The organism is Eudoraea chungangensis, assembly GCF_029360665.1.
Lineage (GTDB): Bacteria > Bacteroidota > Bacteroidia > Flavobacteriales > Flavobacteriaceae > Eudoraea > Eudoraea chungangensis.
Window position 1 is genome coordinate 711,987 of record NZ_JARDUB010000001.1, and the last position, 12,895, is coordinate 724,881.

At 35.8% G+C, this 12,895-nt stretch carries 13 protein-coding genes; 8 read left to right on the forward strand and 5 right to left on the reverse strand.

The annotated features are described in order from the left end of the window. The first annotated feature begins 10 nt into the window (after positions 1 to 10). Complete coding sequence (locus PXG98_RS03215) at positions 11 to 460, forward strand: hypothetical protein (protein ID WP_276388965.1); 450 nt, start codon at positions 11 to 13, stop codon at positions 458 to 460. Here the strand turns inward: PXG98_RS03215 and PXG98_RS03220 are convergent. The 5 genes from PXG98_RS03220 to PXG98_RS03240 all read right to left on the reverse strand — a co-directional run bounded on the left by PXG98_RS03220 (position 457) and on the right by PXG98_RS03240 (position 6,218). Further along, positions 457 to 1,236, reverse strand: a complete 780-nt coding sequence (locus PXG98_RS03220; RefSeq protein ID WP_276388966.1) for a sulfite exporter TauE/SafE family protein — start codon at positions 1,234 to 1,236, stop codon at positions 457 to 459. The two genes, PXG98_RS03215 and PXG98_RS03220, sit on opposite strands and share 4 nt — an antisense overlap. Further along, positions 1,227 to 2,294, reverse strand: a complete 1,068-nt coding sequence (locus tag PXG98_RS03225) for a HesA/MoeB/ThiF family protein (RefSeq protein ID WP_276388967.1) — start codon at positions 2,292 to 2,294, stop codon at positions 1,227 to 1,229. The genes PXG98_RS03220 and PXG98_RS03225 overlap by 10 nt, the downstream gene beginning before the upstream one ends. 2 nt (positions 2,295 to 2,296) lie before the next feature. Continuing rightward, positions 2,297 to 2,887 carry a molybdenum cofactor guanylyltransferase gene (mobA, locus tag PXG98_RS03230; protein WP_276388968.1) on the reverse strand — a complete coding sequence of 197 codons (591 nt, stop codon included), beginning with the start codon at positions 2,885 to 2,887 and terminating at the stop codon, positions 2,297 to 2,299. Between the two features lie 686 nt (positions 2,888 to 3,573). Then, positions 3,574 to 4,557 carry a class I SAM-dependent methyltransferase gene (locus tag PXG98_RS03235; RefSeq protein ID WP_276388969.1) on the reverse strand — a complete coding sequence of 328 codons (984 nt, stop codon included), beginning with the start codon at positions 4,555 to 4,557 and terminating at the stop codon, positions 3,574 to 3,576. A gap of 308 nt (positions 4,558 to 4,865) precedes the next feature. Continuing rightward, positions 4,866 to 6,218: a glucoamylase family protein gene (locus PXG98_RS03240; protein ID WP_276388970.1), complete on the reverse strand. Its 1,353-nt coding sequence runs from the start codon at positions 6,216 to 6,218 to the stop codon at positions 4,866 to 4,868. Positions 6,219 to 6,503: 285 nt separating this feature from the next. Here PXG98_RS03240 and PXG98_RS03245 point away from each other — a divergent pair, with 285 nt between their 5' ends. From PXG98_RS03245 to PXG98_RS03275, 7 genes are all read left to right on the forward strand, one after another. Continuing rightward, positions 6,504 to 6,929: a hypothetical protein gene (locus PXG98_RS03245; protein ID WP_276388971.1), complete on the forward strand. Its 426-nt coding sequence runs from the start codon at positions 6,504 to 6,506 to the stop codon at positions 6,927 to 6,929. A 169-nt stretch (positions 6,930 to 7,098) separates the two neighbouring features. After that, positions 7,099 to 8,127, forward strand: coding sequence for a sensor histidine kinase (locus PXG98_RS03250; RefSeq protein ID WP_276388972.1), 1,029 nt, complete (start codon positions 7,099 to 7,101; stop codon positions 8,125 to 8,127). 5 nt (positions 8,128 to 8,132) lie between these two features. Further along, the gene (locus PXG98_RS03255) at positions 8,133 to 8,894 is read left to right on the forward strand and encodes a LytR/AlgR family response regulator transcription factor (protein ID WP_276388973.1); all 762 of its coding nucleotides are present in this window, start codon (positions 8,133 to 8,135) and stop codon (positions 8,892 to 8,894) included. 375 nt (positions 8,895 to 9,269) lie between these two features. Further along, a complete protein-coding gene (locus tag PXG98_RS03260; protein ID WP_276388974.1) occupies positions 9,270 to 10,535 on the forward strand; it encodes a phage integrase SAM-like domain-containing protein in 1,266 nt (421 codons plus the stop codon). Positions 10,536 to 10,549: 14 nt separating this feature from the next. Continuing rightward, on the forward strand, positions 10,550 to 11,347 hold the full coding sequence (locus tag PXG98_RS03265) for a hypothetical protein (protein ID WP_276388975.1): 798 nt from the start codon (positions 10,550 to 10,552) through the stop codon (positions 11,345 to 11,347). A gap of 116 nt (positions 11,348 to 11,463) precedes the next feature. Next, a complete protein-coding gene (locus PXG98_RS03270; RefSeq protein ID WP_276388976.1) occupies positions 11,464 to 11,754 on the forward strand; it encodes a helix-turn-helix domain-containing protein in 291 nt (96 codons plus the stop codon). Continuing rightward, a complete protein-coding gene (locus tag PXG98_RS03275; protein WP_276388977.1) occupies positions 11,747 to 12,892 on the forward strand; it encodes a BT4734/BF3469 family protein in 1,146 nt (381 codons plus the stop codon). The genes PXG98_RS03270 and PXG98_RS03275 overlap by 8 nt, the downstream gene beginning before the upstream one ends. Positions 12,893 to 12,895 lie beyond the last annotated feature (3 nt).

A 12,895-nucleotide genomic window follows, 5' to 3' on the forward strand; every position in this document is an offset into this window, starting at 1 on the left:
TAGGAATATTATGAAAAAAAAATGTTGTAAAACGAAGATAGAATCCCCAAAAAAATTTGTAGCTGCGGGGGAATCTATGTCTTTTTTGTCTACCGTTTTGCTCATTTTAATTCCTAAATGCCCGCTTTGCTTAACGGCCTACATGAGCGCTATGGTGATGTTCTTTGATGTAGAATACACAACTTTGGTTCCAGTTCTATTACATACCAAACCCGTAATGGGACTTATAATTATTATGATGATTATTCTTAATAGAAAAGACAAGCGCACCATTATTTCCTTAGCCATATCCGGGCTGGCCATGACCTTTTTAGTCTTAAAAACCTATTATGCCACCGCTTTATTCTTTCCGGACTGGATTATTTATATTGCTTTTATCTTTGCGATTTGGTATAATGGAAACTTCCAGTATTTCTACCGTTTCTTAAAATTTAGTCAGAAGAAAAAAGTGATTTCCTAAAACGCTATTTGAAATCCATTTACCAATAGAACTCTCACCCCTACTAGTAAAACAAGTATTGCAGTAACTATTTTAATACCGCTGCCAGTTAGTCTACTAAGACTTAAACGAATACCTATTTGTCCGCCAATAAATACGGCCACGATCAAGCCAATTACTTCCATATAAGGGAGTTCAAAAGTACCTCTGGTAAGTAAACCGCCAATTCCAGAAATAGAGTTTACTAAAATAAAGAAACTGGCAAGTGCCGCTATCTTAATAGATTTATCCCATTTCATATGGTTAAGAATAGGGGCCAAAAAAATACCTCCTCCAATTCCTACCAAACCAGATAACAAGCCAATCCCAGCGCCTAAAAGGTAGGTCAGATAGGATGGGTAATTCGGGTTTTCCCCTTCCGATTTTTTAGGTTTAAAGGTTTGGTAGATTAGGGCTAGGGCCGAAATAATCAAGGCAAAGCCCAGGATTACAAAAAAGATGTTTTCAGACAATCTAAAACGGGCGCCAACAAAAGCCATGGGGATACTACTGAGCACAAAGGGAAGAAATTTTTTAAAGTCGAGATATCCTTTTTTATAGTACATATAACAACTGCCTGTTACCACTACAAGGTTACATATTAGGGCGGTACTGCGTATCACAAAAAAACTTACAAACACCAGGCTTAGCAAGGCCAGATAGCTAGAGCCGCCACCAAAACCAACGGAAGAGTAGAGCGTGGCAATCACAAAGAAACCAAGCATTAACAGAAAGAACTCTGGGAGGGTTAGGAGCATGAAATCAAGTACTGATTAAGACCTCCTAAAATACTAAAAAATGAACTCTGAGGATACTGTTCCCTTAATTGTCTCAAGGCCATTTCACTCCGCTTCCCTGACTGACAAAGAAGATATACAGGCTCAGAAAAATCAATTTCACTCAAAGAACTGGATAAGTCGGACAAAGGAATATGTACGGAATTTGGGAGGTGATATTCTTTGAATTCTTCCACCGTTCTTACATCAATAATCTGAGCATTTGCGGCTATTAATTCATGTATCTCCTCTACCTCTATCGTAGGAAGGACTTCACAGGGCTCGTTCCATTCATAAAAATCTTGGAGTTTCTCAATCTTTAAATTTTCCGGACGCGCCTCAAATTCTATGGTAAGAGAAGACTGTTGCAAACCATTAAAAATCAATACTTTTCCTGAAAGTACCTCTCCAACTTCGGCCATTACTTTAACTGCCTCTAAGGCCTGAAAACTGCCAACTATTCCTGGAATTATACCGAGAACCCCATGTTCATTGCAATTGGGCACTTCGTTTTCCTTGGGCATTTTTGGAAAGAAACATCGGTAACTAGGTCCGTTTTTATAATTAAAAACACTAACCTGACCTTCATATCCATGAAGTGCTCCATAAACAAAGGGCTTGTTTAGTATAATACAGGCGTCGTTCACTAAATATCTAGTTGGAAAATTGTCTGAAGTATCTACCACCAGATCATACGATTCTATAAGTTCAAGGGCATTAGAGGGCGCCAAAAATTCTTGATGTGAAATAACCCTCGTCTCCGGGTTTTGCGCTTCTAACTTTTCTTTGGCGGCCAAAACTTTAGGCTTCCCTACATCGGCTTGGCCATACAGAACCTGGCGATGTAAATTACTAATCGAAACCACGTCCTTATCTACTATTCCTATAGTGCCTACTCCCATAGCGTTTAAATACGTAAGCACAGGAACACCCAAACCTCCGGCGCCAATAACCAATACCTTAGCCTTTTGCAGCTTTACCTGGCCTGTCCTACCAAAACCCTTTAAAATAGTTTGTCTGTTATAGCGCTCCTGCTTCATCCCTAGGCGAGTTGTTTTAAGGCCTTTTCATATTCCTCTTTGGAATTTGCATTCAGTAGTACGCTCTCTTTTTTGGGAAATACCAATTTGGTGTCGTGATTAATTAAGTACTTCCTAGGACAGGTGCCATTGCCAGCTTCCAGATATTGGATAGAGGCTTCAAGAGCCTCCGGTTCCCAAATAGCACATAATGGCTCTGGTAAGGGGTTTTCTTTTAAGGCAAAAGCCGTGGCCTTTTTAGAAGTATCCCGTTCAGAAATCAATTCTTTTAGGGAAGGAACGTCTATCAAAGGGAGGTCGCAAGCTAATACCAACCAGGCCACCTCCGGATACTTTTTATGTGCGGATAGCAGACCATTATAAGGTCCGCGAAATTCATTTAGGTCTACGATGGCTTCCATTTCTAGAGGTAGTTCTTTCTTCTGTTCTTCACGTAAGCTAATAAAAGTTTTATCACACACCTCATCTAAAAGGCCGTAAAGATACTCCCGCTGGGGAAGCCCGTGATAGGGAATTAAGCCCTTATCTGTACCCATGCGACTGCTTTTGCCTCCGGACAAAACCAATCCGTATATTTTTTTATTTGAAGTCATTTTTTTTATATATAAGTTTTGTGCCCTATGTGTCTCCCGTATTTACCGAGATATTCGGGTCTAAAAACGAGTTTCTTTATTCCACAAATTTTGAAAAATCAATTTAAGTAAAAATATATAGATCTCCTTTAGCTTTATTATCAATTTATGATTCACAGGCTATAATTTAAAACGCTACATCCCTAAAGGAGTCTTTCATAATTTGGTTTTTCCTAAACTTAAATTTCCAAAATTCGATTACTATCTTTGATGAAACCACTAGTATGTTTATGCCTTGTTGTATGCCCTCCAAATTGTTCCAAGCTTGAAATTAATACCTATAACTCATCGTAGGAGCTATGCAAAATGCATATTTAAGCATCTCTTTTTTGCTGTCTTCTGAACAGGAAATAAACCTCTGTGAAATGGATTATAAATGCCCTTTGGTACAGATGGAATATGCCAGCCCTTGTTGTTTTCAAAGAAAAATCACCCCTATTTCCACTTATAGAAATAGCTATCTATTTGTCTGCCCTAAGTTTAATTGTTTTGCATCTCTACAATCGGAAATGTTGCAATCAGTGTGTCAAATGAGGGTTTTTTGGTTACTCGTTAGTGGTTAAAATATGATATTAGAAATTGTGAAAATATCTCATATATTTCCTTTGGAGGATTTGAACCAAGGTATGTCATTGTAGGGTTTAATTCTAACCAACTAATCTAAAATAAAATGCAGCCTGGTCTCCGTTTTTTTCCTTGTTAAGTTTTCGCGCCATCTTCTTATACTTTAGTTTTTCGAAATATGTAATAATCCCTTTTTTAAATCCTTTGGGGTAAACAGAGAATAAGGACTCATCTTTTATATATTTTTCACTTCCTAAAAATTGAAATGCAGTAGAATCGTACTCTACTTTGTAAAAATCTAATTTTGCCAAGTCTGCCAGTTTTTGCATACTCCTAATGGAGTGAATAAAAAAATGTCGAGGTGCATCTAGTTGAACCCAGTTTGTTCGATATTTTTTCCATGCAAATGAAGAGGTCGTGGGAATTCTTAAAATAGCGACGCCATTGGGGGATAGTAATTCAGAAACTTTTAATAAAGTCTTTATAGGGTCTCCTATATGCTCAAAAGAATGATGGAAAGTAATAACATTCCATTTTCCAGAAATCTCATATATCTCAGAATTAGTAATCTCCAGGCCATTTTTATATGAAATCGACTTACTTAAATACGGGTCACATCCTAGGAGGTTTTTAAATCCGGCTTCCGCTAAGGGGTATAAAAAAGAAGAACCATTTCCGCTACCAACATCCAGAATTTTGGTGTCTATGTTTACGTCCAATCCCTTAAAAATATCGTAATCGGCCTTTCCTGTTATAATTCGTGTAAATTTTTGAAGCAATATGTTTTTACTAACCAATGAAGCGTATTTCCATTTTCTAATAGAACCAATAAAGCCCTTAAATTTTTTTTCCTCAAATTTCGTAAAACTATAATACCCACTTGGATAATATGGAGACATGTTTTCGGGTATTTCGCCTATCTGCAGACAATCACAAGCATTGCATTGAAAATACTTAAATTGATGACGCAATCCGTACATCATTTCTCTGGCGGCATATTCCATATTTCCATTTTCATTGCCACAAATTTGACAGACATAAATTTCCGTTTCATTTTTTATATCCATTGTAATTCACTTCGAATTAAATCCATCATCTCGATTAATGATTAATTGTCTTTAATACTTGTTCTTGAGATCCTTTCTATTTGCAATCGAGGAGTATTTATACCAAAGATCACCTATCTTCCATTATTGATTTTATACCATTATTGCGATCCATTCTCTTGGTAGTATAGACTAATTGTGCTGATTAAAGAATAATTAATTTGTGTTATTCCCTCTTAATCTCTCTTTCGCCACTACTTGCATTTATGCGTCTTTCATTTCAGGCGGGATTTAAAACATATTTCGTTCTCTGCCCCTCTACTAATTAATTAAAATCCATGCTGAGCCGATGAAAAATCTAAGTCTGTTAACCCTTGTTTAATTTCTGGTGCATTCATAAATAGGTTCCAAAACAACTGTGTTTTGTAATTTTCCATCATAGGACCAATGGTTCCCTGGTCAATTGCCAAATATCGCGGCGTTTTCCATTGATAATGTATGGAAAATGCATCATAAGGCCCAACAATACCAATATACTCATCCTGCATATCCTCGTATAAATAATGTAAAAATTTTAAGGATTCATCGGGCGTATAAGGAATGGAAGATAGCGCTGCGGTAGGTGTAATTACGCCTTTGTCATTATTTGGTTGATGCGCCGCATAGCCTGTGCTGCCGTCAGAATTGCGAGAATAACTAGCGGTTAACCCCCAACACTTTTCATTATAACCCTCAAATTCATTTGGGTTTTGAACGCTATGCTGATAAATAATTTGTGTATGATTTTTTACAACATCCCAATAATTAGCATAATTATCGGTTAGTCCACGCGGGTCAAGAGTCAGAAATGAATATTGAGCCCAGAACAATGGCCCTACGTTGTGGGGTGCTCCATTGTGATTAAAAATAACCGGTATGTCATACTGGCTGGCTCCGCTTAAAATACCTCCATTTCTCGCCCATCCATTGTGGTAGACATCTGGTGTAATAGAATGCGTAGGAGAGGATGCAGCCATTACATAAGCAATTAGACCTTCGTTATAACCTGTAATGGGCAAATTCAATTGCCACTCAAAATCTGGCGACCAATGCCAGTACAATACGTTTTCACCCTTTGTATACCAATTCCATTCTACGCCCTTCCATAATGCATCTGCTTTTTGCGCTAATTCCTGTTCCTGTATGCTGCCGTTTTTAAAATATTCTCGGATACAAATCAAAGCCTGACAAAGAAAGGCCGTTTCCACTAAGTCTCCTCCATTATCTAAAGGGCTAAAGGGGATTGTCTGGCCGTTGATTCCATCCATCCAATGTGGCCATGCGCCATGAAAACGGTCTGCAGTTTCCAAAAAGCTTAAAGCAGTTTCCAGGTGTTGTACCCCCTCTGTTCTGGATATGTACTGGTTTTCAATTCCCAACAGAATATTGAGAAAGCCAAAGCCAGAACCGGCTGTGGTTACTATATTCTCTTCAAAAGACAGGTTGTCTTCGTGTAATCTCTCTCGCGCTAACTTAGAACTTGGGTGTGCGTAATTCCAGAAATACCCTAAAACATCTTCTTGCGCTTTTTCGATTAATTCAATGTCAGAAAGCATTGGAACCTCTTCAACAACCATGTTGTCTTTCTTGCAGGAAGATAACAGGAAAGTCAAAATTAGAATATGTCTAAAGTGGTTTTTCATATACTATGATTGCTTTTCACTTCTTCGAAGAGGGCTTAAGGACATTGAAACATTGGATACTTTTTTTACCAATGTCTATTTGGAATAAACATAAGACTTTTTTACTTAAAGTAGTTGCCTACCAAATAACATATCGGTTCCATATTAGGAGAATACTTCACTTGCTTAATAAGTCGTTTCAGCTCTTAATTTGTACGCTTCGGTCATTTTGCCTGCATTTACACTATTCCTCTATCCTACATTTGTACTATAAAATAAAAAAACAATAATTTAAATAGTATAAACATGGGAAATATAACCTTATTATTAGCAACCGGAATCACCTCCTTAATGTTAGCGTTTAATGGGTCTAACCATTACTCCAACGACATAGAAGTGTCAAAGCACAACACTGCAATGCAGTCCGATACCTGCTTGTTGGCAGATCTAACTTATATAGACGAAAATGATGAAATAGAATTAGGTTTTGATACCGCTGTCTATTTACCTGAAGACTATAATGCTTATGAGGGCATGACTTTTGACATCAGCGAAATTGAATATGCTGAAATAGAACAAAATATAGAACTAGGATTCGACACTAAAGAATACCTTCCTGAAGATTTTAATGCTTACGCTGAAGTGGAGCTAAACTTAGATGATATCATATACATCGAAGACGAAGAGGAAGACTTCGAACATGGATTAGATGCTAGTGTTTACGTACAGTAAGACTTTAGTGTCCTCCAGAGATTAAATCGATGATTGGATTGGTTTGTTTATTACGAGCCCTATCTTTAACGATAGGGCTTGCTTGTATCAACCAAGGCCAAATTAATTTGACAAAGAAATTCATGTAAATTTGTGTTGTACCCGCCCTACCTTATAAACGATTGTTAATATGTTAAGACAAGTAAAAGTAAAACAAGCCCGTCTGATAAAAGTCTCTTTGATTCTAGCTGTTCTGGTTACTCTCCCAAAGACAATCTATATCTACAACAAATTTCATGAGGGGGATATGGATTTTTCCATAGACTGGGTGGCAGACTTTTTTATAAAGTTTGTTTTTTTCTTTCTTTTCTCATATCTCATTTTACAGCTAAATTCTAACTGGGGATATTTTTTTACAAAATATAAAAAAGTAATAAGGGTAGTTGCTGTTATTATTTTAAATCTCGGGATCCTTTTAGCAGGGGCTACCGTACTAGATTTTATTTTTGACTTCATAATTGGTAACCCATTGTCTGTGCAGGAAAAAGGGTTCTTGTTTTTTGAACTTACGGTACTTGTTATAATCTTACTTTTTGTTTCCAGAATACTTAGGCTTCAGTTGGTCACTCAGGTTAGCTTAGTTGAAAATGAAAGACTTAAACAACAAAATCTACAAACAGAATTAGCGGCATTAAAAAATCAAATAGACCCACATTTCCTATTTAACTCCTTAAATTCCCTAAGTTGCCTAATAAAGGATAACGACAGCGCTTCGCAATTTGTAAAAAAACTATCGTTTATGTATCGTTATATTTTACAGAGTGGAGACAGGGACCTAGTATCCTTAAAAGAAGAACTTAAGTTTTTGGATAGTTATTGCTATTTGATGAAAACCCGCTACAGAGATCGATTCCGTCTGGTTATTGATATCGATGAAAAATATCTTAGCAAGCAAATACCGCCATTAGCTCTTCAATTATTAGTAGAAAATGCCGTAAAACACAATGAGATATCGGAATCCAACCCTTTGACCGTCAACGTATTTTCCCAAGATGGTTCTATTTATGTTGAAAATAAACTGCAACCAAGAACAGTAATGTCTGAAGGCACAGGGAACGGACTTGTAAACCTGGATAAAAGATATTATTTAATAGAAAAGCAACGCATTACAATTTCTAAAGATGATAATAAGTTTAGTGTTAAACTACCTCTAAAATAAGAAAAATGAAAGTAGTTATTGTGGAAGACGAGCTGGCGGCTAGTGAAAACCTAACGTATTTACTTAAGAAGCTTAATCCCACTATAGAAGTACTGACAGTATTGGATTCTGTAAGATCTTCTGTTGCCTACTTTTCTGCACCGAATGAAGCGGAGTTAGTGTTTATGGATATTCATTTGGCCGATGGCCTTTCTTTTGAAATATTCGATAAGGTCCCCATAAACAAACCCGTGGTTTTTACCACGGCATACGACCAGTATGCGTTAAAAGCTTTTAAGGTAAACAGTATAGACTATTTGCTAAAACCCGTTGATGAAGAGGAACTGGCCAAGGCGCTAAAGCAATTTGAGGTACAATCCCAGACAGAGACCTCTCCTAATATGCAAATGGAAGGCTTGTTAGATCTTATTAAAGCGAATAGTAAAAGCTATAAAACCACTTATTTGGTGAGTCAGAGAGACCAATTGATCCCAATTAAAAGCTCCAATTTTGCCTATCTATATATATATTCCGGGATCGTCAAGGCCGTTACCAAAGACAACAAAAGCTATACTTTGGATAAGAAACTGGAGGACATAGAAAAGGAGTTAGACCCCAGCTGTTTTTTTAGAGCTAACAGACAATTCATAGTGCATAAAGATGCCATAGCGAATATTAAATACTATTTCAACGGCAAACTTTTATTAAATGTCTTGCCTGCTTCTAAAGAAAAAATTGTGGTTAGTAAGGCCAAATCCAAAGAGTTAAAAACATGGCTCAATTCCTGATTTGGGTTACCACAGGATTTTTAATAATGCTTATCGCAAAATTTCTGTCACGGTCCTTATGGTAGTATTCTATCTTATGCTCCTTAAGCATCTGATTTTTTTCTGAGATAAATGTACTTTATCAAAAGTGCGAAAATAAAAACCGTAACCATTTATTAATAAATGAATTACGGCTTTAATTTGTGGTCCCACCTGTACCACAATTATTGAATACCAGTGCAATCCAAAATATAGTTTTCGTTTCATAAATATTTTATAATATATTGAATACTAATGTTTTAAATGTTTATATTTTTGTTAATCCATTTCAGTAGTATTCATTAGAAGTCACCAAGCCGTACAAAAATCGTACATTTATCTCAAAAATTAAAATTTATGGCTTCCGTAAACTATTTATATCGATCTACAAAACCGGTCGGACCGCTGACCATTAGATTATTATTCAGAAATAATAATGTTGATGAAGTTTTTGCTGCTAGAACTAGATGCATAGTCCCTAAAGAATACTGGGAAAAACATCACAATTCTAAAAGATTAAAAGAAGCAAAAATGAAATCATTAAAGGTTAAAGTGGATAGGGAATTATATGAATTGGAAACACATATACTTGAATCCTTTCATGCTACTTCTTTCGAGCTATTAGACAAAAATTGGCTTATCAGTACCGTGGACGCCTTCTACAGGCCACAACTGGAAAACAATCTTTCTAATACCCCGCTACTAGAATATATTGATTCCTATATTCGATTTAAAGGCAGTGATTTAGCCAACAGCACAATCAAAAAATATGGTGTGGTAAAAGGTATGCTTTCTAAGTATGAAACTTTCATTGGTAAAAAGTTGCATATAAATCAAATTGATTTGTCTTTCAAACAAGGTTTTGAAACCTACTGCCTCGATGATGGTTATGCAATAAATACGATTGCGAAAGCCTTAAAAATTGTCAAAACAGTCTGCAATCATGCACGTAAAAGAGGTTTGGATGTAAGTCCGGAACTTGAAGAGATTAAATTGAAATCTGTTGAAGCAGAAACACTCTTCCTTAATTTAGAAGAACTAGAAAAGATTGAGGACTTGAAAGGCCTTCCCGAATATTTGGACAACGCCCGTGACTGGCTTCTGATTAGTTGCTATACGGGCCAGAGGGTTTCAGATTTCATGAGATTTAAACCGAGTATGATTACCGCAACGACGAATAAAAGTGACAAGGAAGTATTCCTCTTGGAGTTTAATCAACTTAAGACTAATAGTCCAATTACAATCCCCTTAAATCAGAAGGTTATGAAAATTCTTAATAAAAGAAACGGAAATTTCCCTAGAAAAATAGCTGATCAGCCATATAATCGATTCATTAAAGAAGTATGTAAGTTGGCAGGACTAACAAATAAGGTGTATGGAAGCAAAAAGGTTTTGGTTGACAAACTAAGCAAAAAATGGCGCAAAAAGGCCGACAACTACGAAAAATGGGAATTGGTCACATCACATATTGGCCGTCGTACATTTGCGACAAATAACTATAATTCAATCCCAACCACATTTCTAGCGTATGCAACTGGTCACAAAAATGAAAAGACATTTTTAACTTACATGCGCAAGAACAATAAAGATATGGCGTTAGAACTATCAGAGTATTTCACCTAAAAAAGAATAATTAATTGGCAACTACAAAACTGATTGAGCACCTTGAGAATATCAAGGTTTTTACAGACTATAAGAAAAGTGGACTTTCAAGTATTACCGAGTTTTGGGAACTTGTCCATGATGGAAGTTCCATAATGGACTTAGAAAACAAGAATATAAATTATGCTTCCAATGATAACCACGACCCAACTGAAAAAGAATTAGAGGAATTACAAAATAAGAGAGATTGGCTTAGTGCGAATGATCAAACAGAACTCTACCTAAGAACTGTAAGGGGACTTATTATAAGTCGCTTAGATGTAGATGAAGCGAATATCCCAGCCTTATTGGAATTGGATGACTTAAAGCAAATAATTAGTGAAAACCACTACCTAAAAAGTTATATGGCAACCACAGATAACATTATTGATGAGTACATTAGGTTTTCAAAAAATGTGAATCCTGAGGACTATTTTAATGAATATCAGCTACATGAAAGTCATTCTCGATTGAGTTCATTAAAGAACAAATCTTTTTTGGATAAATACGGAAGAATCCCTGAAAATGAACATAGTGATGTGTTTGGTATAAAAGGATACCGTTTTTTTGTTTTACTGATCAATCATTTCCCCAAATCAGATAGCGATTTTGCCTATATTTTCTGGAAATTAAAATCAGACAAATTCATTAATTCTTCGATTGGCGAAAGTGACTTTAGTCGATTTTTGGACTCTCAGGGTTTTGTAAAGGGACGACTTAAACCAATTCATACCATTTCCACAAATACTAGAGACCCCCTTTATAGTTTACTTCATAAACTTCTATATCTATAATACTGTTTGTACTATACTGTAGCAGACATGTACAATTTAGGAGCGAATTAGGTCATCAATATTGCGTTTCTTGCAGAGAACAGATTTACAAGCATTCTAATTTAATATAATGTTCCATGCAATCATTACAATTTATAGAGCTTAATCCACAGGACTTCAAAAGGGAACTCGTTAAATCGATAAAAGAAGTTCTTTTGAGCATCGAAGAACAGAAAAAACCCAAAAAGAGTATTGACTACTTGAGTAGAAAAGAAGTAGCTAGTCTTTTAAAAATCAGTGAAACCTCAGTATACCGTTGGACCAAAAACGGCCGATTGAAAAGTTACGGCTTAGGTAATCGCATTTATTATAAACGACATGAAATTGATGAATGTATAATTGATTTAACACCGGGATATCATGATTAATAGTTATAATAATATTTACAGCCCACAGGTGAACGGTGAAATTGATATATATGATTATTTGGATAGAATTGGAAATCCAGATCCAAGGACTAAGAAATTGATTTTACTTGCCAGAGAGTATAAAATGAATGGTGATGAAGTTGGATACCAAAAGATAAAAGAGTCATTAGTATGTCATACACTCAACTTTTCATTCAATAGTAAGAAATCCAATGAAAATATTATCGCCCCAACAGGCTTTATTTATTTGGACGTGGACAACGTTGATAAGATAAACCTGTCAAATCATTATGTGTTCTCTGCTTGGCGGTCCCTCTCGGGGGCCGGGTACGGGTTGTTAGTAAAAGTAGATGGCTTGACACTTGAAAATTTTAAGTCTACTTATGAATCATTAGGCAAAGAACTTGGGATTCCATTAGATTCAATGGCGGCTAAGGCTACTCAATTCACTATACAGAGTTATGATAAAGATTTATATCTTAACAATGATTCCATTTCTTGGATGGCTATAACTACGAATACCCCCACTTCATCACCATATAAAAAGAAAAAGAAAAGGTATACTACTGAAATGGGGGAGGAAGAAACTATTAAATATGACAATCTACACGAAATAGATTTTGATGGCCAAGACTACTTAGTGTTTCCAGATGAAAAATATCAAGCTGCCAAGGCCTTTGTTCCTCGCGTTATTCTCTCTGGGAATAGAAATTCAACCCTTTATTCAATTGGTTATCAATTTAAAGCCTTAAACCCTAATATTTCATTAAATTATTTATCTAAAAAAATGCATGGGATTAACAATGGCTGTTGTCTTCCTCCCATGTCGGAAAATGAAGTTGATAAAATAATTTTAAGTATTTATGAATTACAGGACTTAGAACCATTTTCAAATTATCCAAGGCGGGTAGTTTTTAATCCAGAAACGGATTTAAGCGTGTCTGAGAAGCGAAAAATAGTAAATAAGGTAACTGGTGCGATTAGGTCTCAAAAGACCTTAGCTTCTCTTGTGAGTGCTGTGTATAACTGGGATTACTGGATAGATGGAAGAATTACTCAAAGAAAACTAAAAGAACATACGAAAAAGAATATAAAAACCATTGAGAAGTATTATAAGCAATTAAAAGATATTGGCTGATTT